At 71.0% G+C, this 21432-nt stretch carries 17 protein-coding genes; 9 read left to right on the top strand and 8 right to left on the bottom strand.

The annotated features are described in order from the left end of the window. Positions 1–11 precede the first annotated feature (11 nt). The 5 genes from V9G19_RS16050 (at position 12) to V9G19_RS16030 (ending at position 3594) form a co-directional block, all read left to right on the top strand. Entirely contained in the window at positions 12–365 is a 354-nt protein-coding gene (locus tag V9G19_RS16050) for a PadR family transcriptional regulator (protein WP_462286443.1), read from the top strand. Next, positions 362–1039 (top strand): HAAS signaling domain-containing protein, encoded by a 678-nt coding sequence (locus tag V9G19_RS16045; protein ID WP_462286442.1) that lies wholly within the window; start codon positions 362–364, stop codon positions 1037–1039. Before V9G19_RS16050 ends, V9G19_RS16045 begins: the two co-directional genes overlap by 4 nt. A 35-nt stretch (positions 1040–1074) precedes the next feature. Then, the gene (locus V9G19_RS16040; protein ID WP_462286441.1) at positions 1075–1761 is read left to right on the top strand and encodes a hypothetical protein; all 687 of its coding nucleotides are present in this window, start codon (positions 1075–1077) and stop codon (positions 1759–1761) included. After that, positions 1758–2786 (top strand): DUF418 domain-containing protein, encoded by a 1029-nt coding sequence (locus V9G19_RS16035; RefSeq protein ID WP_462286440.1) that lies wholly within the window; start codon positions 1758–1760, stop codon positions 2784–2786. The genes V9G19_RS16040 and V9G19_RS16035 overlap by 4 nt, the downstream gene beginning before the upstream one ends. A gap of 67 nt (positions 2787–2853) precedes the next feature. Beyond that, positions 2854–3594: a helix-turn-helix transcriptional regulator gene (locus tag V9G19_RS16030; protein ID WP_462286439.1), complete on the top strand. Its 741-nt coding sequence runs from the start codon at positions 2854–2856 to the stop codon at positions 3592–3594. 185 nt (positions 3595–3779) lie between these two features. Here V9G19_RS16030 and V9G19_RS16025 read toward each other — a convergent pair whose 3' ends face one another. From V9G19_RS16025 to V9G19_RS16000, 6 genes are all read right to left on the bottom strand, one after another. After that, positions 3780–6512 carry a multicopper oxidase domain-containing protein gene (locus V9G19_RS16025; RefSeq protein WP_462286438.1) on the bottom strand — a complete coding sequence of 911 codons (2733 nt, stop codon included), beginning with the start codon at positions 6510–6512 and terminating at the stop codon, positions 3780–3782. A 56-nt stretch (positions 6513–6568) separates the two neighbouring features. Then, positions 6569–7693 (bottom strand): hypothetical protein, encoded by a 1125-nt coding sequence (locus tag V9G19_RS16020; protein ID WP_462286437.1) that lies wholly within the window; start codon positions 7691–7693, stop codon positions 6569–6571. After that, positions 7663–7974 carry a DUF2249 domain-containing protein gene (locus tag V9G19_RS16015; RefSeq protein WP_462286436.1) on the bottom strand — a complete coding sequence of 104 codons (312 nt, stop codon included), beginning with the start codon at positions 7972–7974 and terminating at the stop codon, positions 7663–7665. The genes V9G19_RS16020 and V9G19_RS16015 overlap by 31 nt, the downstream gene beginning before the upstream one ends. A gap of 297 nt (positions 7975–8271) precedes the next feature. Next, positions 8272–9900 carry a bifunctional phosphoribosylaminoimidazolecarboxamide formyltransferase/IMP cyclohydrolase gene (gene purH / locus V9G19_RS16010; protein WP_462286435.1) on the bottom strand — a complete coding sequence of 543 codons (1629 nt, stop codon included), beginning with the start codon at positions 9898–9900 and terminating at the stop codon, positions 8272–8274. Then, positions 9897–10520, bottom strand: coding sequence for a phosphoribosylglycinamide formyltransferase (gene purN / locus V9G19_RS16005; RefSeq protein ID WP_462286434.1), 624 nt, complete (start codon positions 10518–10520; stop codon positions 9897–9899). Before purN ends, purH begins: the two co-directional genes overlap by 4 nt. Positions 10521–10699: 179 nt before the next feature. Then, positions 10700–11878: a cell division protein PerM gene (locus V9G19_RS16000; RefSeq protein WP_462286433.1), complete on the bottom strand. Its 1179-nt coding sequence runs from the start codon at positions 11876–11878 to the stop codon at positions 10700–10702. 170 nt (positions 11879–12048) lie between these two features. Here V9G19_RS16000 and V9G19_RS15995 point away from each other — a divergent pair, with 170 nt between their 5' ends. From V9G19_RS15995 to V9G19_RS15985, 3 genes are all read left to right on the top strand, one after another. After that, the gene (locus tag V9G19_RS15995) at positions 12049–12552 is read left to right on the top strand and encodes an RNA polymerase sigma factor (RefSeq protein WP_462286432.1); all 504 of its coding nucleotides are present in this window, start codon (positions 12049–12051) and stop codon (positions 12550–12552) included. Next, positions 12549–14024, top strand: a complete 1476-nt coding sequence (locus V9G19_RS15990) for a hypothetical protein (RefSeq protein WP_462286431.1) — start codon at positions 12549–12551, stop codon at positions 14022–14024. The genes V9G19_RS15995 and V9G19_RS15990 overlap by 4 nt, the downstream gene beginning before the upstream one ends. Positions 14025–14117: 93 nt before the next feature. Continuing rightward, a complete protein-coding gene (locus tag V9G19_RS15985) occupies positions 14118–14768 on the top strand; it encodes a prepilin peptidase (RefSeq protein ID WP_462286430.1) in 651 nt (216 codons plus the stop codon). Positions 14769–14859: 91 nt separating this feature from the next. Here the strand turns inward: V9G19_RS15985 and V9G19_RS15980 are convergent, their stop codons facing one another. Both V9G19_RS15980 and V9G19_RS15975 read right to left on the bottom strand, forming a co-directional pair. Continuing rightward, a complete protein-coding gene (locus V9G19_RS15980; RefSeq protein ID WP_462286429.1) occupies positions 14860–18558 on the bottom strand; it encodes a putative Ig domain-containing protein in 3699 nt (1232 codons plus the stop codon). 101 nt (positions 18559–18659) lie between these two features. Next, positions 18660–19907: an ISAzo13 family transposase gene (locus V9G19_RS15975; protein WP_462286428.1), complete on the bottom strand. Its 1248-nt coding sequence runs from the start codon at positions 19905–19907 to the stop codon at positions 18660–18662. Between the two features lie 166 nt (positions 19908–20073). Between V9G19_RS15975 and V9G19_RS15970 the strand changes: the two genes are divergently transcribed. Beyond that, the gene (locus V9G19_RS15970) at positions 20074–21375 is read left to right on the top strand and encodes a YihY/virulence factor BrkB family protein (protein WP_462286427.1); all 1302 of its coding nucleotides are present in this window, start codon (positions 20074–20076) and stop codon (positions 21373–21375) included. Positions 21376–21432: the final 57 nt, after the last annotated feature.

Below are 21432 nucleotides of genomic sequence, written 5' to 3'. Positions count from 1 at the left end.
CCTTGTGAAGCATGGCACCTGCCCCGGTGGACGACGGGAAGGCCATGGCGCAGTTGCGCCGTGGCGTCCTCGAGCACTGCGTGCTGGCGCTCTTGGACGGCGGGGAGCGCTACGGCTACGACCTCGTTGGGGAACTCGCTGAGGCCGGCCTGGTGGCCAGCGAGGGCACGGTCTATCCGCTGCTCTCGCGGCTGCGCAAGGACGACCTCGTGGTGACGACCTGGCGGGAGTCCGTGACGGGACCGCCGCGCCGCTACTACTCGCTCAGCCCGTCGGGGCGGCGAGCGTTGGCGGATTTCCGAATGGCCTGGCGGGACTTCCGCACGGCCGTCGACACGATCGTCGAAGGAAAGGCGCGGGCATGATGGCCCTCACGCAACACCCGCTCGTCACCGACTACCTCGCCCGGCTGCGCACCGCGGCCTCGCGCCTGCCCGCCGCCGACGCCGCCTCGCTGGTCGCCGACATCGAGGAGCACCTCGCCGCGGCCGAGGCGAGCGGCATCACCACCGAGGCCGAGATCCGCACCCTCCTCGACCGGCTCGGTCGCCCCGAGGACCTCGTCGAGGAGATCGCGCCGCCACCGCCTGTCGGGACCGGGCCCGCCTCGCGCGAGCGCCGCTTCGAGGGGCCTACGGCCGCCCTCTTCTTCGTTGCCGAAGCCCTGGCCGTCACCGTCATCGGCGCGCCGGTCGGCCTGATCGCCTGGGTGGCCGCGTGGGTCCTGCTCGCGATGGGCACGCGCTGGGACACCGCGAGCAAGACGCGCGCCGGGCTCGTGCTCGGCAGCGGGCTGCCGGTGATGCTTCTCGGCGTCATCGGTGGCGGGCTCGCGACCTTCCGGACGGAGACGGCGTCACAGGTCTGCCGGGTCCTTCCCGACGGGAGCCAGGAGTGCTCGGGCGGCGGGGTCGAGGCTGGCACGTCCTTCCCGTGGGGCCTGGCGATCACCATCGCCCTCCTCGCCGGCTACCTCGCACTCCAGGTGATCACCGCGCGCCGGCTGCTGCGCGCCGCGAGCGCCACGACCGACGCCTGAGCGCCCGCCCATGCCGTATGCCGCAAGATAGAGGGATGACGACGCTCACCGTTCCGCGACGCTTCAACGGCCCTCCCGAGTCGGCCAACGGCGGCTGGTTCTCTGGCGCACTCGCCGGCCTCGTCGGCGCACCGGTCGTGCGCGTGCGCCTGCTGGCGCCCCCGCCGCTGGAGACGCCGTTGGAGGTGACTCGCGACGGCGACCGGGTCGCCTCCGCTTCCCCCGCCGGGCCGGTTGCCACCGCCGAGCCGGGCGAGCGCTTCGAGTTCGAGGTGGGCGACCCGGTCACCTTCGCGGACGCGCAGGCGGTCGGCCCGGCATACGGCGGGTTGGTGGAGCATCCCTTCCCCACCTGCTTCTCCTGCGGCACGGCACGCGAGGACGGACTGAAACTGCAGCCCGCCGCCGTCACCGACGGCGCGTATGCCGCGGCCTGGACCGCAGCCGAGGTCACCCCGGAGATCGTCTGGTCGGCCCTGGACTGCCCGGGCGGATGGGCGGCCGGCTTCGGCGGGCGGCCGATGGTGCTCGGCACGATGACCGGCACGCTCGCGGGCCTGCCCGAGACCGGCGAGGAGTGCGTGATCATGGCGTGGCCGCGCGGCGGCGGCGGCCGCAAGTTCTTCTCCTCTTCCGCGCTCTTCGGCGCCGACCAGCGCTTGCTTGCCCACGCCGAGGCCGTGTGGATTCACATCGACCCCGCCGCCATTCGCCCACGGTGACCCGCGATGCGGGAGTCGACCTGGCCCGCGGCCTCGCCGTCTGCACGATGGTGGTCGCGCACACCAGCCCGAGCCGCATCGACCTGCCCACCGAATATCTCACTGCCCCCCTGTTCGCCACCCTCGTCGGCGTCGGGCTGGCGCTCGCGTGGGAGCGGCGCCGCACCTCTGTTGTCGGGTTCGCCGGGGAAAACCTGTGGCGGGGCTTCGTTCTGATCGTGCTGGGCGTGCTCCTGCAACGCAGCTACCCGTTCATCGACGTCGTCCTGCAGACCCTGGGCGTCCTGACGATCGTGCTCGCGCCACTGGTCGCGGCCGTCGGCCGCCGTCCCTGGGTGGCGCTCGGCGGGGCGGCGGTGATGGCGCTGGCCAGTCCGGTGATCATGACGGCCAGCCGGCAGTGGCTGGCGGGCCAACTCGGCCCATCGCCGATCGTCGTCGACGCCGTCGAATGGCTAGCTGCCGGCGCGAACTATCGCACGACCTCCGATCTCGCCTTCGGCCTCGTCGGCGTGGCGCTCGCCACGTGGCTCGTCCGCGCGCGCGATCGGGTCTCGCCGCTGCTTCGGCGCGCGCCGTGGGTCGTTGCCGGGCTGGTCGCGCTCACGCTGCTCGCCTACGGCGGGGGTCACCTCGCGGGGATGAACACGCATGCCTACTCGGGCAGCTTCGCCGAGATCGTCGGCTCCAGCGCGTATGCCGCGGGCGCCCTCATCGCCTGCTGCTGGCTGACCTGGGCAATTTCCGCAAGCACCCGCGCGTTGGCCGCGCTCATCGCGACGGGACGGTTGGCGCTGACCGCCTACGCGCTGCAAATCCTGTTGCTCGCCGGGCTTTTTTGCGCAAGCGGCCCGAGTTTTAACGACAACAACTGGGGAATCCTCGGCGGGTTGATCATCGCCATCGTCGCGGGATGTTGGGCCTGGGCGACCTGGGTGCGCCGGCCCGGGCCGTTGGAGGCGGTGCTGCGGTTACCCCGGCTTCTCCCGACCGTCGTGGGGACTCGCGCTAACGCTGAAAAATAGTTACAGTGATCGGATGACAACAACGGTGTCGCCTGGTCGCGGTCCTGCGCCGCTACCCCTGGGGCGGATGCCGCTATCGCCGGCCCGCCGCGAGGTCTTGCGCCAGCTGGTCAATTCCCCTGATCCGCTCTCCATCCCCGAGATCCGCGCCGTCCTCGGCGGCCACGAGAACTCCGCCCGCGGCCACCTGGACGCCCTCGTTGAGGCCGGTCTCGCCGTGCGCAGCATCGCCGCTCCCAGCGGCCGCGGCCGCCCCCGTCATCTGTATGCCGCGGCTCCCGGCGCCCAGTCCGCGATCGCCAGCGACGACGTCGTTGCCGAGGAATACCACGGGCTGGTCCGCGCCTTCGCCAGCCATCTGACTGCCTATGCCGCGGCGTCCGTAGAGGCGGCGATGAACGTCGGACGACTCTGGGGCCGTGCGCTGGCCGCCGATGCCGAGGAGCACCCGGCCGATCCCGCCGCACCGGCCGCCGACCCTGCCCCCGCCGCCGACCCCGCCACACGGGCCGGCGCGGACCCGGTGGCGGCGTGCGCCCCAGGCGAGGACCGGGCCCGGGCCGAGGTCGTCGACCTGCTCTGCCGCCTCGGGTTCAGCCCCGAACGCGGTGCCGGCGAGCTCGTCGAGTTGCGCACCTGCCCGCTGCTCGACCTGGCCACCGAGCACCCCGATGTGATGTGCAATGTCCATGCCGGCCTGGTCGAGGGCGCCCACCTCGCCCGTGGCGGCGACGGCGCGCACATCGAGCTGGAGCCGTTTGCCGCGCCCGGCGCCTGCCACCTGCGCCTGCCCCGCCGCTCCGCCTGATCTTCCACGACGTTCGACGCTCCCCACGACGCAGAGTTCCGCAGCGAACACCCTCCGCCCTTAACCGGACGCAATACTCCCAAACCGGACTTCGGGATCGCCCTTCCCCGTCCCCAGAGCGGGCCGCAAGTGCCCGGACTACTCAGCTGGATTTCCCACTCAGCCGGCGAGCGGCCGATCAGGCCTCATTCCGTGACCCGCATGATCCCGTGGGCGCCGCGCTCGGCATCGACCATGATGTGCGAGACCAGCGGATAGTGGCCGGCCTCGGGGAAGGTCAGCTCGACGAAGCCGCCCTGAGCTGGCTGCAGCCCGAGCGCCTGGCTGCCGCCCTGCGTTGCCGCAGCGTCCGGGCCGCGCAGGGTGTAGGCGCCCTCGGCATACACGGTGTCGAACTGGCCGCCGACGATGTGGAAGGACGTCGGCCGGTTGGGACCCGCGTCGAGGACCCAAATGCGCACGCGCTCACCGACCTTGGCGGCGAGCTGGGCGTGGTCGTATTGGTTGGCGATCCCGTTGAAGACGACGAGATCGGGCTGCTCGGCGCTGACGGCGTCGGCGTCGACCTCGCTGATCGCGGTGCGGCCGTCGCCGGCGACATAGACCTCGGACTGGACCAGGACATAGGAGCGATCCACCGCCGGCAGGTCGTCCGGTTCGATGATGACCGCGCCGTGCATACCGGCGGCAATGTGCGCCGACATCGGCATCGTCGAGCAGTGATACATCCAGATCCCGGCCTGCCGGGCGGTGAACCGATACGTGAGCGACTGACCGGGAGGAATCGTGCGCATCGGCCGGTCGGGGGCGAGCGCCCCGGCGTGGAAGTCGATCGAGTGCCCCATCGAGCCGTCGTTGACCAGCGTGATCTCGAAGACGTCGCCGACCCGGCCGTGCAGGGTGGGCCCCGGGGCGCGGCCGTTGAACGTCCACCGCTTCTGCCGGACCCCGGGCGCGACCTCGAGTTCGACCTCCCGGACGGTGAACGTCAGCTTGTGCGCCTTCTCCTCGGTCAGCGGGGCCAGCACCGGATCGATCGGCTGCTGCGCCGGCACCGGATCAGCATGTATGCCGCCGCCCCCGGCTGCGTCGGCTCCCGCGCTCGAGTCGGCCCCCGTGCCGCCGGGCATCCCCGGCATACCGGGCATCCCCGGCATACCGGCCATGCCGGACGTGCCAGACGTGCCGGGCATGGCCTGGCCGGATGAACCCTGCTGTGCGCCAACACCTCCGGCCGCCTGGGCGGAGCCGGTGACCACGACGTCGAGAACCATCCCCATCCGGCGGTGTCCGATGACCGTGCACCAGCCCTGGGTGGCGGCGCCGATCACCCCCACGTCGAGGGTGGCGCTCTGCTGCGGACGCAGTCGCGCCGTTTTGACCGAGCCACCAAAGGTCAAGTCGTGGACCGTCGTGGGATCGGTGTTGGCCAGCTCGATGACCAACCGGTTGCCCACCGGGACCTCGATCCGCGACGGCGTGTAGTGCATGTCCTTGGCGCTCACCTTGACCGTCGTCGTCACCCCAGTCGGCGTGACGCCCCCGCCCGCGAGCTGGCCAGACCCCGCCGTGGCCGCCTCGCCCCGAGGCACGAAGCCGGCCGATCCTGGGTCGGCTGCGATGCCCCCGGCGACGGCCAGCGCCAGCGCGCCGAGCGCACCGACGATCTGGGCGCTCGACCACGCCGGTCGCTCGGGGCCAAGCGGCTGCGCCCCCGGTTCCGGTTTTCCGCCAGTCGCGGCATACACCGCACGCGCGGCAACGGTGGCTCGGATCGCCTTGAGCAGCAACGGGATAAAGGCGATCAGCGCCAGCAGGACAAGGCTGGAGACGATCACGCGGACGACGCTCGGGATCGGCAACAGGCAGAGCGCGAGGCCGAGGTTGACCAGCAGGATACGCGCGGCGGCACCGCGGTCGAGCCACTCCCGCCCGGCCCGGACCGAGCGGGAGCCACCGCCGATGACCGTCGGGATGAGATAGGACAGCGCTCCGGTGACGACCTGGAGGGCAAAGCCGACGACGATCATCGCCGCGATCGCGCCATAGGAATCGGCGACAACGGGGAGCGGCTCGGCCAGGACCTTCCAGGCCAGCGCGACCACGGCGATCAGCAACCACACCAGGCCGGCCCCCGCGGACCAGACCGAATACTGCCGCGGCGGTGCAGTCAAGGCCGGGCGAAGGAGTGGGACCGAGCCGGCGAGGAGCGCCGCTGCATACGCGAACAGGGCGAGACCGAGCGGAAGTCGTTGCCCCGCAAGAGCACTCGCGACCGCAGCAGCGAGGGCGAGCACGAGGCCCGGCAGGGCGGCGCTCGCATAACGTTCGGCTTGAGGGTGGATCCGGGTGCGCAACATGGTCGGCCAGAGCGTGACCAGCGTGCCGGTCACGGTGAGCGCGACCCACCCGAGCACCATGGTCAGCGAGTGCGCGACGAGCAGCCGCGCGTGCGCCTCCTCGGCGGGGCCGCGCGCGAGCAAGACACCGAAGAACGCTCCGACCGGGAGGGCAGTCGCGGCGGCGAGGTAGTAGCGGATCGTGATGCGAAAGCGCCCGGGCAGGGCTCGACGCAGGCGGCGCAACAGCATCGCGCCGTGCCAGATCACGGCTGCCGCAACGAGGCTCGCGCCGGTGACCGTCACGTGCCACCACGTCGTCGGGACCCCGACGAGGACGAGCGCGACGCCGGCCATCAGCAGCGCGAGCCGCGTGGTCTGCCGGCTGCGCGGGTCGAGGTCCTCGGGGGTCTTGAGCAGCGCCTGGGTGAAGTGCGTGCTCCACACCATCACCGAGTGGGTCACCGCGCCGAGGAGCACGAGATGGACCATCAGCCACCGGGATTCGGGCACGAACGGGTGCACGAAGGAGACGAGCACGGCCAGGATGAGCCAGAGCAGGCTGGGCCGGTCACGCATTGCCCACCGTCCCCGGGTCGCGGGTGCGGTTGGGCGGGCATCGGGGTGCAGGGCGGTCATGCCTTTCGCGGGTTGGTGACGGGGTGGCGGGCGGCGGTGAGGATCGCGAGCGGGAGGGCGAGCAGGGCGAGGATGGTCACGGTCGCCCCGATGCGCCATACGGGAGTGTCGGTCAGGCCGTTGCCGAGCGCGAGCCGGATCAGCAGCCCGGTGTGCAGTAGCGCGAGCGGCCCCCACAGGATCGGGCGGAAGGCGACCGGGCGGCGCACGACGGCCGGCAGGATGACCGGCGCGTGCGCGAGCACCATCGACATCGCAAAGCCGAGGAAAATGCCATGCACCACAGTGTCGTATGCCGCACCGCCCGCCAGCGTGCCGCTCGCGAACCACGTCAGGGCGGCGATCGCGAGCCAGGCATAGCCAAGGAGGAGGGCGAGCGCGGCGTACCGCGGCTGGCCGGTGGAGCGGATCGTGCGGCGGGCGACATCGGCCTGGGCGAGCCAGAGGGTGAGCGCGAGCAGGACGAGCGCGACGAGGCGCCCGCCCAGCGCTGGCCAGAGCATCGCCAGGCTGGCGGCCAGGGTGTATGCCGCGGCATGCGCCAGCAGCCGGCGCTCGCCATGGGCGATGTGCAGACGGGCGAGTTCGACCCGCTCGGCGGCGATGGTGAACACGACAAAGCCGGCCAGCCAGGGCAGCACGGCGGCCACGTCCAGGCGCGGATAGGTGGCGGCGGCCAGGGCGGCATACCCAGCGGCGAGCAGCTCGACTAGCACGGCGTCGTCGCGTTGTCGTTGCCACAGAACGACATACGTGGCGATGAGGCCGAGCGCTCCGGCGAGCGTGAGCAGCTGACCAACAGGGCGGCTCGCCTCGGGGATGGTCGCGAGGGCGCCGAGCCCGAGGAAGGCGGGGGCGGCATACGGCCAGGTGCGGCGCGCGGCGACGGCGCGCTCGAGCGCGATCAGCGTGCCGAGGAAGCCGAGGACCATCAGCGGCCCGTGGACGTCGCTCAGAGTCCCGGCTGCCCGGGGCGCGGTCACCCCGGGCAGGTCGAGCAGGAGCAGCGCCGCGGTCAGGCCGGCGAGCAGGGCGAGGGCCGCGGGGATGAGTAGGAGGGTGCGGGCGGGCAGTCTCGCCGGTGTGCGGGTCAGCCGGCTCGAGTCAGCTTCAGCCGCCATGCCTCCGGGCCTTCGTCGAGGTAGTCGACGCCGATCGTCCCGCCCTCGCGCTCCGCGATCTGGGCGAGCAGCGGGAGCGGATTGTGCGGCGCCACGAGGATCATCGCCCCGCCCGGCTTGATCGCCGAGAGCGCACCAAAGACGGTGGCGTGGCGGATCGCGTGCGGAATCGTGCGGACGTCGAGTTCGGGCGCGTCCGCCTCGTCGCTGCACCCACAGCCGCAGGAGTGCGCCTTCTCCGTGACGGGCAGCTCGGTCCGGGTGGTTTCGTCGGTCGCCATGATCGCCTCCGCGTGATTTTTTACATGTTGGTCTGGATAAATTAGCACGCGGTGGGTGTCGCCGGGGGCGCCGGGGGCGCCGGGGCCGCCGGGGCCGCTGGGGGCAGCATCGGGCACGCGATCGATCGAATTCCCCCAGCCGACACCAATCAGCGGACCGGTCAAACGATCAATGGCGCATTGACGGCTTGGTTTGATCGTGCAAACCCGGGTGTCGCGTCGCTATTGATCGTTTGACGGTTCGGGCACCGGACCTACCGGACACTCCAGGTGATCGTGTTCGGTTGGTTCCTGCGGTCAGTGGGCGAAGTGGCGCGTGCCCGTGAAGTACAGCGTCACGCCGGCCGCCTCGGCCGCGGCGATGACCTCCTCGTCGCGGATCGAGCCGCCCGGGGCGACCACGGCGTGGGCACCGGCGTCGATGAGCAGCGCCAGCCCGTCGGCGAACGGGAAGAACGCGTCCGAGGCCGCCACCGCCCCGCGCGAACGCTCCTCCCCGGCACGCGCGATCGCCAGGCGGCAGGAGTCGACCCGGTTGACCTGGCCCATCCCGATGCCGACCGAGGCGCCGTCGCGGGCAAGCAGGATCGCGTTCGACTTCACCGCCCGCACCGCACGCCAGGCGAACTGCAGGTCGGCCAGGGTCTGGGCGTCGGCGGCCTTGCCGGCCACCAGCCGCCAGTGCACCGGATCGTCCCCGCCCGTCACCGCGCCCGCGGGGTCCTCGACGACGGCATCGAGCGCGTCGACCCGCTGCATGAGCAGGCCACCCGAGATCGGCCGGCTCTCGACTCCACCGGGCCGGGCACCGACACCGGAAGACAGCCGGATCAGGCGCCGATTCTTCTTCTCCCGCAACAACTCCAGCGCCTCGGCATCGAAGTCTGGAGCCGCCACAACCTCGTTGAACGAGGTGTTCAGCACCTCGGCCATCGCCCGCGTGACCGGCACATTGCTGGCGACGACCCCGCCATAGGCGGAGACGGGATCACAGGCGAGGGCAGCGGCATACGCCTCCTCGGCGCTGGCGCCGATCGCGATGCCGCACGGGTTGGCGTGCTTGATGATCGCGACCGTCGGCTGTTCGCCGTGATCGTGCGCCGCCCGGACCGCGGCGTCGGTGTCGACGTAGTTGTTGTAGGACATCTCCTTGCCGTGCAGTTGCTCGGCCGAGGCCAGGCCCGGCTGCCAGCCCGCATAGAGCGCCGCCTGCTGGTGCGGGTTCTCGCCATAGCGCAGCGTCGCGCGCTTGGTCCACGACCCGCCCGCCCACGCGGGGAAGCCGTCGCCGCCGGAGGTATCGGCATACACACTGCCCATCCAGCTGGCCACCGCGATGTCATAGTCGGCGGTGTGCACAAAGGCCCGAGCGGCCAGCAGTTTGCGCTGCTCCAGCGTGAAGCCGCCGCTGCGCACCGCCTCCACGACCATCTCGTATGCCGCGGGATCGGTCACGATCGCCACGCTCGGATGGTTCTTGGCCGCCGCCCGCACCATCGTCGGCCCGCCGATGTCGATCTGCTCGACGCACTCGTCGGGGGCGGCGCCGGAGGCGACCGTCGCGACGAACGGGTAGAGGTTGGAGACGACCAGCTCGAACGGTTTGATCCCGAGCTGGGCCAGCTGTTCGAGGTGATCGGGCTTGCGGGTGTCGGCGAGGATACCCGCGTGCACGACGGGGTGCAGGGTCTTGACCCGCCCCTCGAGGCACTCGGGGAAGCCGGTGATCTCGGCGACCTCGGTCACCGGGATGCCGAGCCCGGCGATCAGGGCCGCCGAGCCTCCCGTGGAGATGATCTGGACGCCCTCCTCGTGCAGCGCCCGGGCCAGCTCCGGCAGCCCGCTCTTGTCATAGGCCGAGATCAGCGCGCGCCGGATCGGGCGCTTGTCCTCGCTGGGGCCGGGCGGGGTGGGGGCGGCGTTCACGGGATGGTGACCCTTCGATCGGTGACGGTGAATCCTTCGCGGGCCATGCGCCCGACGCACTCGACGAGTTGCGGCCGCTCGGCGTCCTTGATCCGCTCGGTGAGGCTCTCGACGGTGTCGTCGTCCAGGACCGGCACGGCGACCTGGGCGACGATCGCGCCGGTGTCGACCCCGGCGTCGACGACGAACAGCGTGGCGCCGGTGATCTTGACGCCATAGGCGAGCGCGTCGGCCGGGCCGTGGATGCCGGGGAAGCTCGGCAGCAGCGCGTTGTGGCTGTTGAGATAACGCCCGCCGAAGCGGGCCAAGAACGCGGGTCCGGCCAGTTTGAGGAAGCCGGCGCTGACCACGAGATCGGGCTCGTATGCCGCGACCCGCCCCGCCAGCGCCGCGTCCCACTCCGCGCGGGTCGAGTAGTCGGCCACCTTGACGACGAAGGTCGGCACGCCCGCGCGCTGGGCACGCTCGATGCCCAGCGTGCCGTCGCGGTCGGCCCCCACCGCGACGATCTCCACGCCGTATGCCGCGTCCCCGCTCGCGTCCAGCAGCGCCTGGAGCAGGGTGCCGGACCCGGAAACGAGCACCACCACCCGCGCCGGCCAGTCACGGGTGCTCGTCACATCCCGAGCTTAGTCACCCGCCGAGGCACAGCCCTCACCCGACCAAGTCCGCCGAGGTCTGCCCCACCAAATCCGCCGAGGTCTGCGTTTCTTGCTGAGGTCGTACTACCGGTAGTACGACCTCAGCAAGAAGACCAGACCTCAGCAAAGGGTGCAGACCTCAGCAAAGGGTGCAGACCTCAGCGGCGCAGCCGCCACCAGTCGCGGAGCAGCGTCAGGCCGGCGCCCAGGGACATCCAGGCGGCGAGGGCAAGCGCGAGGGCCGGGGCCGAGACCCCGACGTGCCGCAGCCGGCCAACGCCGAGCGAGCCGCCGGCAAGGACGTCGAGGGCGGCCAGCGTCACCACAACCAGCGCTACCGTGGTCGCCACACCGCCGAGCTTGACCCGGCCACTGGCCAGGCGCGGGATCTCCGCGAGGGTGCGGCGAGCGGCATACGCACCGAGGAGGATGGGAATCACCACGAGCAACAGCGCCGGCCAGCCAAAATCACCCGGCCCGGGGCTGGCGGCGAACACAGGGAGGGCCGGGACGACGCCACCGGTGGCGCCGCCGAGCGTGACCGCGGTGCCCTCGGTCAGCGAATAGCCGGGCCCGGCGGCCAGGCTGAGGGCCCAGATGCCGAGGTTGGGCCAGGCGAGCACTTGGGCGGCGGTGAGCGCGCCCCCGCCCAGCGCTCCCGTATCAAGCAGCCGATAGACCTCGCTGACCGAACCAAAGTGGGCGAGCACGGCCGCGAGGACGAGCAACATCCCGCACGTGAGCGCGACCAGCAAGGTCCGAACCGCGGGCCGCACACACCGGCGCAGCGTGCGCGGCAGCCGGTGGAGCAGATCGTCGAGGCGGCCTCGGCGCCCCTCGATGACCGCGAGAGCGAGCGCAGGCACTCCGAGGACCGGCACCGCCAGCGACGTCCACGCGGGACGAGCACTGCCGGCCAAGGTGAGCAGGGCGGCGAGCAGGGCGACCGCGGCATACCCCCCAATCCAGCCGAGATAGGGCAGCAGCCGCCGGCCCGAGCGCGGCAGGAACCGCCGCCCGACCGCGATGGCGCTCAGGACGAGCGCGGCAAAGCCGAGCAGCGGGGTGAACCCGATGACCACCGAGTCCGCGACCAGCCGGGCGCCGCCGGCGAGCAGCCAACTCGCGGCGCCGAAGCCGAAGGCATCGCCCCAGTCGAGTTCGGCCTTGGCCGCGAGCGTTCCCGCGCCGGCGACGAGGACGAGCATCACCAGCAGGGTCGTGGCGGCGGCCGCCGCGCCGCCGAGCAGCGGGCGTAGCCATGGGCGTGGGGGGCCTGCGGGGGTGGCCGAGGTGGCTCCCCAGCGGGGGCGGCGCAGCATCTCCAAGACGGTCATGGCGCGACCATCGTCGCCCATCACGGCCGCGGGGCCCGGGACGCAACGCCGATGCCCCCGCGCTTCCGGAGAAATCCATCGGCTACGGTGGCAACCGGCGGCCGAGGCCACGCGTCCGGCTGGGTGTGACGGTTTTGGTCTCGGCGCCCGCCCCGGGGCGAACGCGCGCGGTGCGCGCCGGTGAGGAGGTGGCGAGCCTGGACTTCGATGCGTTCTATCAGCAGACCGCTCATCGGGTGATCCACCTCGTCTATGCCACCACCGGCGACCTGACGCTGGCCCAAGACTGCACCCAGGAGGCGTATGCCCGCGCCTGGCAGCGTTGGTCGCAGGTGAGCAAGGCCGACGACCCGTTGTCGTGGGTGCGCACCGTCGCCCGGCGGCTGGCGATCTCGCAGTGGCGCAAGGACACCAACCGCGCCGAGGCCCACCGGCAACTCTCCCTCGTCCAAGGCACCCCGCAAATCTCCCCCGACCGGGTCGCGCTCGTCGCGGCCCTGAAATCGCTCTCGCCGCAACACCGCGAAGTGCTCGCGCTGCACTACCTGCTCGACATGAGCGTCGAGGCGATCGCCGAGGATCTCGGCGCACCGACCGGCACCGTCAAGGCGCGGCTGCACCACGGCCGCAAGGCCCTCGCTGCCGCCCTCGGTGGGAAGGAGGCGACCCGATGAGTTCGCGACACGACGACCGTGACGACTGGTCGCCCGAGGAGGACGACCTGGTCCGGGCCGCCCTGCTGTCGCTGCGCGAGGACGTCGACGACCTCCCTCTCGCTGCGCCGGCGGCGATCAAGGCGCGCGGCTCCAAGCGCCGGCGGACTGTCTGGCTCGCCTCGGCGGCAGGCCTGGCCGCGGCGGGGCTCGCAGTCGCCGCGGTCGGGCTGTCCGGCATCCTGCAGCCCGACCAGCGCGCGAGCGACCCGGCCTCGGATAGCGCGACCAGCCTGTCGCGAACCTCCTCGCCGATGCCCAGCACGACCGGCAGCCCGTCGTCGACCCGGACGTGGTCGACCGAGGAGTTCCAGGAGATGATCGCGGAATCGAAGGTCCTCCTGCCGCGGGATGTGGAATGGCAAGCCGCACTGCAGCTCGGCCGCGCGCCAACGGTGGCCAGCGGCACGGTGCCCGAACTGCTGTGCGCCATGCCGGTCGGCGCCGGTATGGCCGTCGATGCCCAGGATGTCGCCGCCGCCGGCGCCCCGTCGTCGTTCGCCACCCAGGTGGTCTTCCGCTATGCCAGCGACACCGCCGCCCAGGACGCCGCCGCCGCGATGACCGCCGAAGTGCGCAACTGCCAGACGCCGCGGCCGACGACGTTGACGCAGCAGAGCACCGACCGCTACTCCGAGCACCCGGCGATCTGGTCGTTCACCGACACCGACGGCAACGAGGGCTGGCTGACCGTCACCCAGCGAGGCCGCGACGTCGTCTATGTCGAGATGTGGCACACCGCCTCCGGGGACGGCATGACCGCCACCCTTGACCAGTTCGCGCGGCTGACCAATGTCGTGGAGAACCGGCTGGAGCGGTACGGCGCCGGCGTCTCCCTCCCAACCGGAGACGCGACCGACACCCCCGACCGGCACCTGGCCGGGCCGGCGGACATGCCGCAGGCCCACCTCTTCCTCGATCCGCGCGCCTTCACCTCCCGGTTCTTGACCGGCGACGCCACCGCGGAAGCCGGTCCGGGCGCGTGGGAGGGCTCGCCGGTGATCACCGAGGGCTGCGACGCCGACACCTCCGGCGAGGGCACGTTCGCGCTGATGCGGGTCAAGCGCCAGGGGGTCGACGCGAGCTATTTCGCCACCCAGCGCGTGCGCGAGGTCTTCTTCGGCGACGGCGATGCCAAGGCGCTGGTCGACGCGGAGATCAAGCGGCTGACCGACGGCTTCACCGGCTGCACGGTCCGCAACGGGCAGACCACGACGACCAGCACCGCCGGTCCGGCCGCGGGCCAGTTCCAACTGGTGACGACGTTCGACGACAACAGCGCCCCGATCACCGAATTCGTCGCCGTGTCCGCCACCGGCACCCCCGGCTATGTCTCCACGATCGTGTTGTGGACCACCGCGCCCGAGGGGATCGACAGCGACTCCTACTGGGCGCAGCTGGCCCGCCTGACCACACTCGTCGCCGCCCGCTGAGGTTATCCACAGGCCCCGGCCGCTCGCCGCGCGGCCGGGGCGCCAGCGGCATACCCTGCCAGAGCGGGTCAGGCTGGGCGGGAAGGAGCCGGGGTGAGCGGTGCGGCGGTGAGCGCCACGGTTTTCGGCGTCCTCGGCCTGGCCATCGGACTGGCCGGGCTGCGCCTGCTCGCCACCGGCTTTTACCGGTATGCCGATGACACCCGCCGCGCTCGCCGCCACCCCTGGGTGCCCGGTGCCGCCACGGTCGTCGGTGCCGTCGCCGGGTGGAGCCTGGCCGATCGGCCGGTGATCGTCCGCCTGACTGTGGTGGGCGCGGCAGGCGTGCTGATCGTCATGGCCGCCATCGACCTCGAGGTCCACCGCCTTCCCCGAGTCCTGACCTGGCCGTCCTACCCCGCCCTGGCGCTGATGCTCGCCGGTTGCTCGCTCGCGGGCGGCGGGTGGGCAGCATACGGGCGGGCGGTGCAGGCCGGGTTGGCGGGGTGGCTGTGCTTCTATGTCCTGCACCGGCTTTCCCGCCGCGGCCTGGGCCGCGGCGATGTCACGCTCGCCGGGCTGCTCGGCATGTTGCTCGGCTGGTTCGGCTGGAGCGCCGCCCTCGTCGCCCTGTATGCCGCCTTCCTCCTCGCCGGCCTGGTCGCCGGCGCGCTGCTGGTCACAAAGCGCGCTACCCGCACCTCCCGGATCGCCTTTGGCCCGGCGATGATCGCGGGCGCCTTGGCCGTCCTGCTCGGTCAGTGACGTGGCGTCGGGCGAGCTGGACAGTGCCGTGTCACCCGGGTCGGGAATGGCCGACCCCTCCCGACCTGGGCAATTTGGTCAGCGGCTAACGCTAACTGAGCGGCCCGAACGCGCGCACGCCGTCTTCTCGGGTGCTCACATAGATCCGGCCTCCCGAGATGGCGACACCAAGGGGACCCCCGGACGCGGCGGAGCTGCCGCCATTCCACAGCAGTTCGCCGGTGGTCCGGTCATATCCCCGCAGCTCGCCGTTGTTCTGGGGCGCCATGGTGATCACCAGGTCACTGGCGGCGTACACGTAGGAGTAGGGGAGATCGTTACGTGACCACAGCACCTCGCCGGTAGCCGTCGAGTAGGCGGCCAGGATGCTCGGGCTGTTGTCCGAGACGGCTACCAGGGTGTCTCCGACGACGACAGCCGCGGCGGGGAGGAGGGCTGAGGTGCGCCACTTCATCGCGCCATCACTCGGGTCGAGGGCGGCGATGACATTCCAGCCGAGCACATAGAGCGTTCCGTCGGCGAGGATCGGCGACCGACGGGTTTCGTCGCCGCTGACCGGTGAGGGGAGGGGGGTCGACCACACCTCCGCACCCGTTGCTGCAGAATATGCCTTCGTGTTCGGGCCGGCGTTGGCGTAGACCCGGGTCCCGTCGCTGGCCACCTGGTCGAGGTAATCCCCGGTGTCGACGGTCCACAAGACCGTCCCCGTCGCGGCGTCGAGGGCGACGAGGGTCTGGTAGGTCGTGGCATAGACCCGGCTGCCGTCCGACGTCACCCAGTTGTTGAAGGAGGTCGTTCCGTCCGTGCGCCACAGGCTCGCCCCGTCGCTCGCCCGGATCGCCACGAGCCGGCCCAGGTAATCGATGCCGACCAGCGTCGCAGCCGTGCTGGTGAGCCGGCGAGGCTGAAAGAGGATGCTGTGGTCCGACGGATCGGCATACGCCGTCCAGAGCGGCGGACGGTTGGCCGTCATGCCGGTGAGGTCGTATGCCGCGAGGAGCCCGTCCTCGCGGACGATGTATGCCCGGTTCCCGAAGATCAGCGGGGCGTCGTCGTCGTTGCCGTAGGCGGGTGAGGTGGACCCGGCATTCCCGAAGCCGAACCGATAGGCGAGGGTCCCGGCGGTGGGCACGTCAATCGCCGTCTCGGCCCGGGCGAACGGGTTGTTGTCCGGACCGCCGAACGCCGAGGTCCACGACGCCGTGCCGAGCGCAAGGACCGACAGGCCGACCCGCCGGGTGCGCGCCGCGCCGTTGGCATCGGTGGCCTTGACGGTGATCCAGGACGTGCCCTCGACGGACGTCGTGCCCGAGATCGTGCCGCCGCTGGACAGGCTCAGCCCCGCGGACAGGCTCCCGGAGGCGACGCTCCAGGTGTATGGCGCTCGCCCGCCGGAGGCGGTCAGGGTGGTCGAGTACGCCTGACCGGGCCGCGCGAGGGGCAGGACCCGGGTGTCGACGGTCGGCAACTGCGCAGCCCGGCCGAAGACGGCCAGCCGGTGGGGCACCGTGCTCCCGAGGCCGCCGCCGACCTCGAACGCGATCTTGCCATTCCCGAAGGCCGACTGGTAGCCGAACATGTCGGCCGCGAAGGCGATGTCCTTCAGCTGCGCGCCGGTCGTCCGGTTGAGCGCGATGAGGTTGCTGGCTTGGCCCTGGGAGTAGATCTCACTCGAGGTCACCCAGATGACGTCGCCGGTGACTGCGAAGTCGCGCACCCGGCTGGGCACGGGATACGTCCATTTGACCGATCCGTCGGCAGGCCGCACGGCGATGAGGTTCGAAGGAGACGGAGGTCCGAAGTTGAAAACGGCCTCCCAGACATAGACCGTGTCGCCGTCGGCGCCGACGACGCGATAGATGTCGCTGCCCGGCCGCACCGCCCAGTCGAGGACGCCGGTCGCGGCGTTGAGCCGGGCTACGCCCGCGTCCTTGTTCAGGTAGATCCAGCCGTCGGTGCTGGCGACCATGCTGTCCGCCGCCGTCGGGGCCACGGTCCAGGTCTGCGCGCCGGTGGCGAGGCTGAGGCCGCGAATCCGGTTGTAATAGTTCACGACGACCGTGCTGCCGGAGACGGCGACATCCCAAATGCTCGTCGAGCCCGACGGGAGGAGCGACTGCCAAATCCGCTGGCCGTCCGAGAGCCGGTAGGCGGTGACCTGATCGCTGCTGTAGGAGACGATGGTGTTGCCACTGATCATGACGGCCCGGTTGTTGGCGCTGGGGTCCGTCTCGCGCGTCGACCAGACCACGGCGTGCGGCGCCGCGCGGTTGACGGCCGTGAGCCCGCCGCTGCAGGCGGTGACGAGGAGGTTGGCGGTGGCCGCCAGGGCCTCGGCTCCCCCACCGCCGCAGGTGGCGTAATCGAGGGCCCGACGCGACACCATGGTGCCGTCGGACAAGTCGTAAGCGACGACCGCAATGTCGCGCGAGTTCGCCGGGTCGGGGGAGACGGTGTACAGCGTGCCACCGGCGATCACCGAGGGACCACCCTGCGGGACCGACCATTCTTCATGGACGTTCGCGGCGGTCGATGGGGTTATGACGGTCTCGTTCGGGGACCAGCCGGAGTGGCCGGCGTCGTGCCTCGACTGCGTCCAGTCCTCCGTCGTGGCGGCCGCGGTGACGACGATCGAGAGGGTCTTGGTCGCCGTGGCGCCGCCGCTGCCCGTGAGCTTGACGGTGAAGCTCGCCGTGCCCCGCACGGTCGGCGTCCCGCTGATGGCGCCGGTGGATGGGTTCAGGGCCAGGCCGGCCGGAAGGCTCCCGGAGTCGATCGACCAGGTGTATGGCGTCGGGCCCGTGCCGGTAAGCGTCGCGGTATAGGCCACGCCGACCGTGCCGTTCGGCAGGTTGGTCGTGGTGATCGTCACCGTCGTGGTGCCACCGCCGACGGTGATCGAGAGCGGCTGGGTGGCGGTCTTGCCCCCGCGGACCAGTTTGACCGTGAAGAAGGAGGTCCCGGCGGCCCCGGTGGGGGTGCCGGAGATGATACCGGTGGCCTTTGCCAGGGTCAGGCCGGTGGGCAGTTTCCCGGCGGAGATGGTCCACGCCATCGTTCCGGTCCCGGTCGCGACGAGCGTGGTGCTGTAGGCGGTTGCGGTGGTCGCCGCCGGCAGGGCGGTGGTGGTGATGGCAAAGGCGCCGGCAGCGGTGACCTTGAGCGTGAACTGCTTCGTCGTGCTCTTTCCACCTGCGCCGACAACCTTGATCTTGACCGTCGTCGACCCGGCGACGGTCGGGGTTCCGGAGATGGTGCCGGTCGAGCCGGCCAGACTGAGCCCGGCGGGCAAGGTGGAGCCGGGCACGAGCGACCACGCGAACGGGCCGCTCCCGCCGGCGGCGAGGGTGACGGCATACGGCTTGCCGACCTGTCCCGACGGGAGCGCCGGCGTGGCAATCCAGACGGTGTCGACGACGAGCGTGAACGCCTTGGTCGCCTGGGCGCCGCCGGCGCCGACCGCCTTGACGGTGAACGTCGCTGTCCCTCCCGCAGCGGGTGTCCCCGAGATCAGGCCAGCGCCGGACAGGCTCAGTCCGGCCGGGAGAGCGCCGGACACCACCGACCACGTGTAGGGTCCGCCGCCCGTGGCTGCCAACGCCTTGGAATACGCCACCCCGACGCGACCGCGGGGCAGTGGGCTCGTCGTCGTGATCGTCACCGCCCGTGCGTTGGGCCGGCCGCTCGCCGTGATCGACATGTCCGCCGCTGGTGCACCTGCCACGGCATGGGCGGGGCCAAGGGAAAGGGTCATGACGAAGGCGAGGAGAACTGGCGACAGGCGATACATGGGCAGCAACTTTCCAGGGGGCGCGGCGGCGCTCTTGCCGTCGACGGCGCGACGCTAGAACAGGTGACTTAACGATCGCTTAGGGCCTGTGAGGAATTAAGCTAGTTTGGGTCGGGCGTGTCGGGGTAGAGGGTGTAGTTCCATTCCCCGTGGAAGGTGTGGCGGTGGAGTATTCCGCGGCGTTCGAGGTCGGGGATGACGGTGTCGGCGATTCTGATGCCGGCGGGGTAGGGGTTGGTGTCGAGGTCGGCGTCGACGTGCAGGCCGGTGGTCGTGGTGGTCGCGGCGATGGTGTTGACGACGACTTCGTGGCTGGTCAGTGGGCGGCTGCGCCAGTTCATGGAGATGTGCGCGAAGAGGCGGTGTTCGATTTTGTTCCATTTGCTGGTGCCGGGGGGTAGGTGGGTGACGGTGATGGTCAGCCCAGTCCGGGTGGCGAGGTCGGCGAGTTCCTTCTTCCACAGCCGGTTTTGGTAGCCGTTGGAGCCGCCGCCGTCGGCACAGATCAGCAGCCGGGTGGCCCCGGGATGGGCCGCGGATCCCACCCGCTGCCACCAGGTCTCGATGGTGTGCACGGCGAACGCGGCGGTGTCGTGGTCGACCCCGACCGATACCCAGCCGGCGTCGTGGGCGACGTCGTAGACGCCGTAGGGGTTGACCTTGCCGAGGTCTTTGTCGGCGAAGTCGTGGACGTTGACCCGTTCCGGCTGGCCGGCCCGGTGCCATTCCCGACCGGGGTTCTTGAACGGTCCGATGAGTTCTTTCTTCGTCGTGTCGACGCTCATCACCGGGTCCCCGCTGACCTGATGGGCCGCTGCCGCGTCGGCCAGGTAGTGGAACTGGGCATCCCGGTCCGGGTGCTGGCTCCCGTCGAGGACCTTGGCGTTGGCCTGTAGCGAGTAGCCGCCCTCGGCCAGCAACCTGCGGGTCACATGATCACTGACCCGGTGACCCTTCGCGCGTAACTCCCGGGTCAAGGTCCGGATCGACTTACTCGTCCACCGCAACGTCGACATCGGATCCCCCAGCGTGGCCGGTTCGATCAACGCATCGAAATCCGTTGCCAGCGAAGGATCATGGGCCTCAACCCGCTTGCGCCCACCGCCCGGGCGGCGCGAGCGGCCGGGCGCCAATTCCACCCCACCACTGGCCTCGGCCCGACCCCGGCGCACCGTGTCCGCCGCCACTCCGGTCGCCGCGGCGACCACCGCCACGCCCTCGGCGCCGAACTCGGCCGCCTCCGCCCCAAGCCACAACCGACGCTGGAACTCCGACAAATGCGGCGCCACCACCGCATACCGGCGCGCCAACGACTCCGACTCCGACACCGACACCGCGGACGTGGACATACCACAACCGTAGCCGTCCCAACCCCCTAAAACGAAGTTATTTCGTCACAAGCCCTTAACCCAGGGACGTCAGCCCGGAAGACCGATCCCCAATAGCCCATGGGTCCGGTGGGCTGGTTAGGTTGGACGGCGGAGATAGCCGCGCGTCGAGAGCTGGGAGGCAGGCATGGTGGGCCAGGAGGGGCAGGCGGCAGTCAAGGAGCAGACCGCACCCGAGCCGGACGACCCGATCAAGCCGGACACGCCGACCGAGATCAAGATGCCGGGGTGGAAATACACCTTCAAGGCGGCGGCGGGTGAGTTCGGGCGCGACCAGTGCACCGACTTGGCGGCGGCGCTGACCTACTACGCGGTGCTCTCGATCTTCCCGGGGCTGCTCGCGCTGATCTCGCTGCTCGGCGTCTTTGGGCAGGGCCAGTCGACGGTCAACGCGATGGTCGACCTACTCCAGCAGGCCGGCGTGGGCAGCGTCAACGAGGAACTGCGCAAGGTCCTGGCCAACATGGTCAACGCCGGCGGCGCCGGCCTGGCCCTGGTCACCGGGATCGCCGGTGCCCTCTGGTCGGCGTCGAACTATGTCGGCGCCTTCGGCCGGGCGATGAACCGGATCTATCAGATCGACGAGGGCCGCCCGTTCTGGAAGTTGCGCCCGCTGCAGGTCGGGCTGACCGTGTTCATCGTCGTCATGGCCGCGCTCGTGATGCTCGGGCTGGTCGTCAGCGGCCCGCTGGCCAAGAGCGTCGGCGACACGATCGGTCTCGGCGACACCGCGGTGACCGTCTGGAATATCGCCAAGTGGCCGGTCATCCTCGCGATCGTCATCCTCATCGTCGCGGTCCTCTATTACGCGACCCCCAACGTCCGCCAGCCCAAGTTCCGCTGGGTCAGTGTGGGCGCCGTCATCGCCATCGTCACCTGGGTGATCGCCTCGGTCGCCTTCGGGTTCTACGTCTCCAACTTCGGCAGCTACAACAAGACCTATGGCTCGCTCGCCGGCGTCATCGTCTTCTTGCTATGGCTGTGGCTGACCAACCTCGCGCTGCTCTTCGGCGCCGAGGTCGACTCCGAGTTGGAGCGCGCCCGCCAGCTGCAAGCCGGGATCGTCGCCGAGCGCACCCTGCAGTTGCCGCCGCGCGACGACACTGGCTCGAAGAAGAGCGCGAAGAAGCTGGAGGACAAGGTCGCCCAGGGCCGCGAGCTACGTCATTCGGCCGGCTACTCCGACGACCCCGACTCCACCACGGAAGCCACCGGCAAGACCCGCCGCCGAGCCCGCGGCGCCACCCGTCCGGGCGGCCGCACGCCACGTCCGCTGCCCGACGGCACGCTTCCCGACCACGACGAGACCACCCCGGCCGGCGCGCTCGCCCTGATCGCGCTGCTCATCGCCCGCATCCGGTCCAAGCGCACGGCCGACACGGCACCCTCGGGATCAGCTTCCGGCGCGACCCGCGCGCCGGGCTCCTGAACGAGCACGGTTCGAGCGGGGGCAGTCGAGCGCGCATACGGGAAACGCCCACAGCGC

The sequence above is a fragment of the Nostocoides sp. genome, from assembly GCF_037045025.1.
Taxonomy (GTDB): domain Bacteria; phylum Actinomycetota; class Actinomycetes; order Actinomycetales; family Dermatophilaceae; genus Nostocoides_A.
This window is presented reverse-complemented; position numbering and strand designations above follow the sequence as displayed.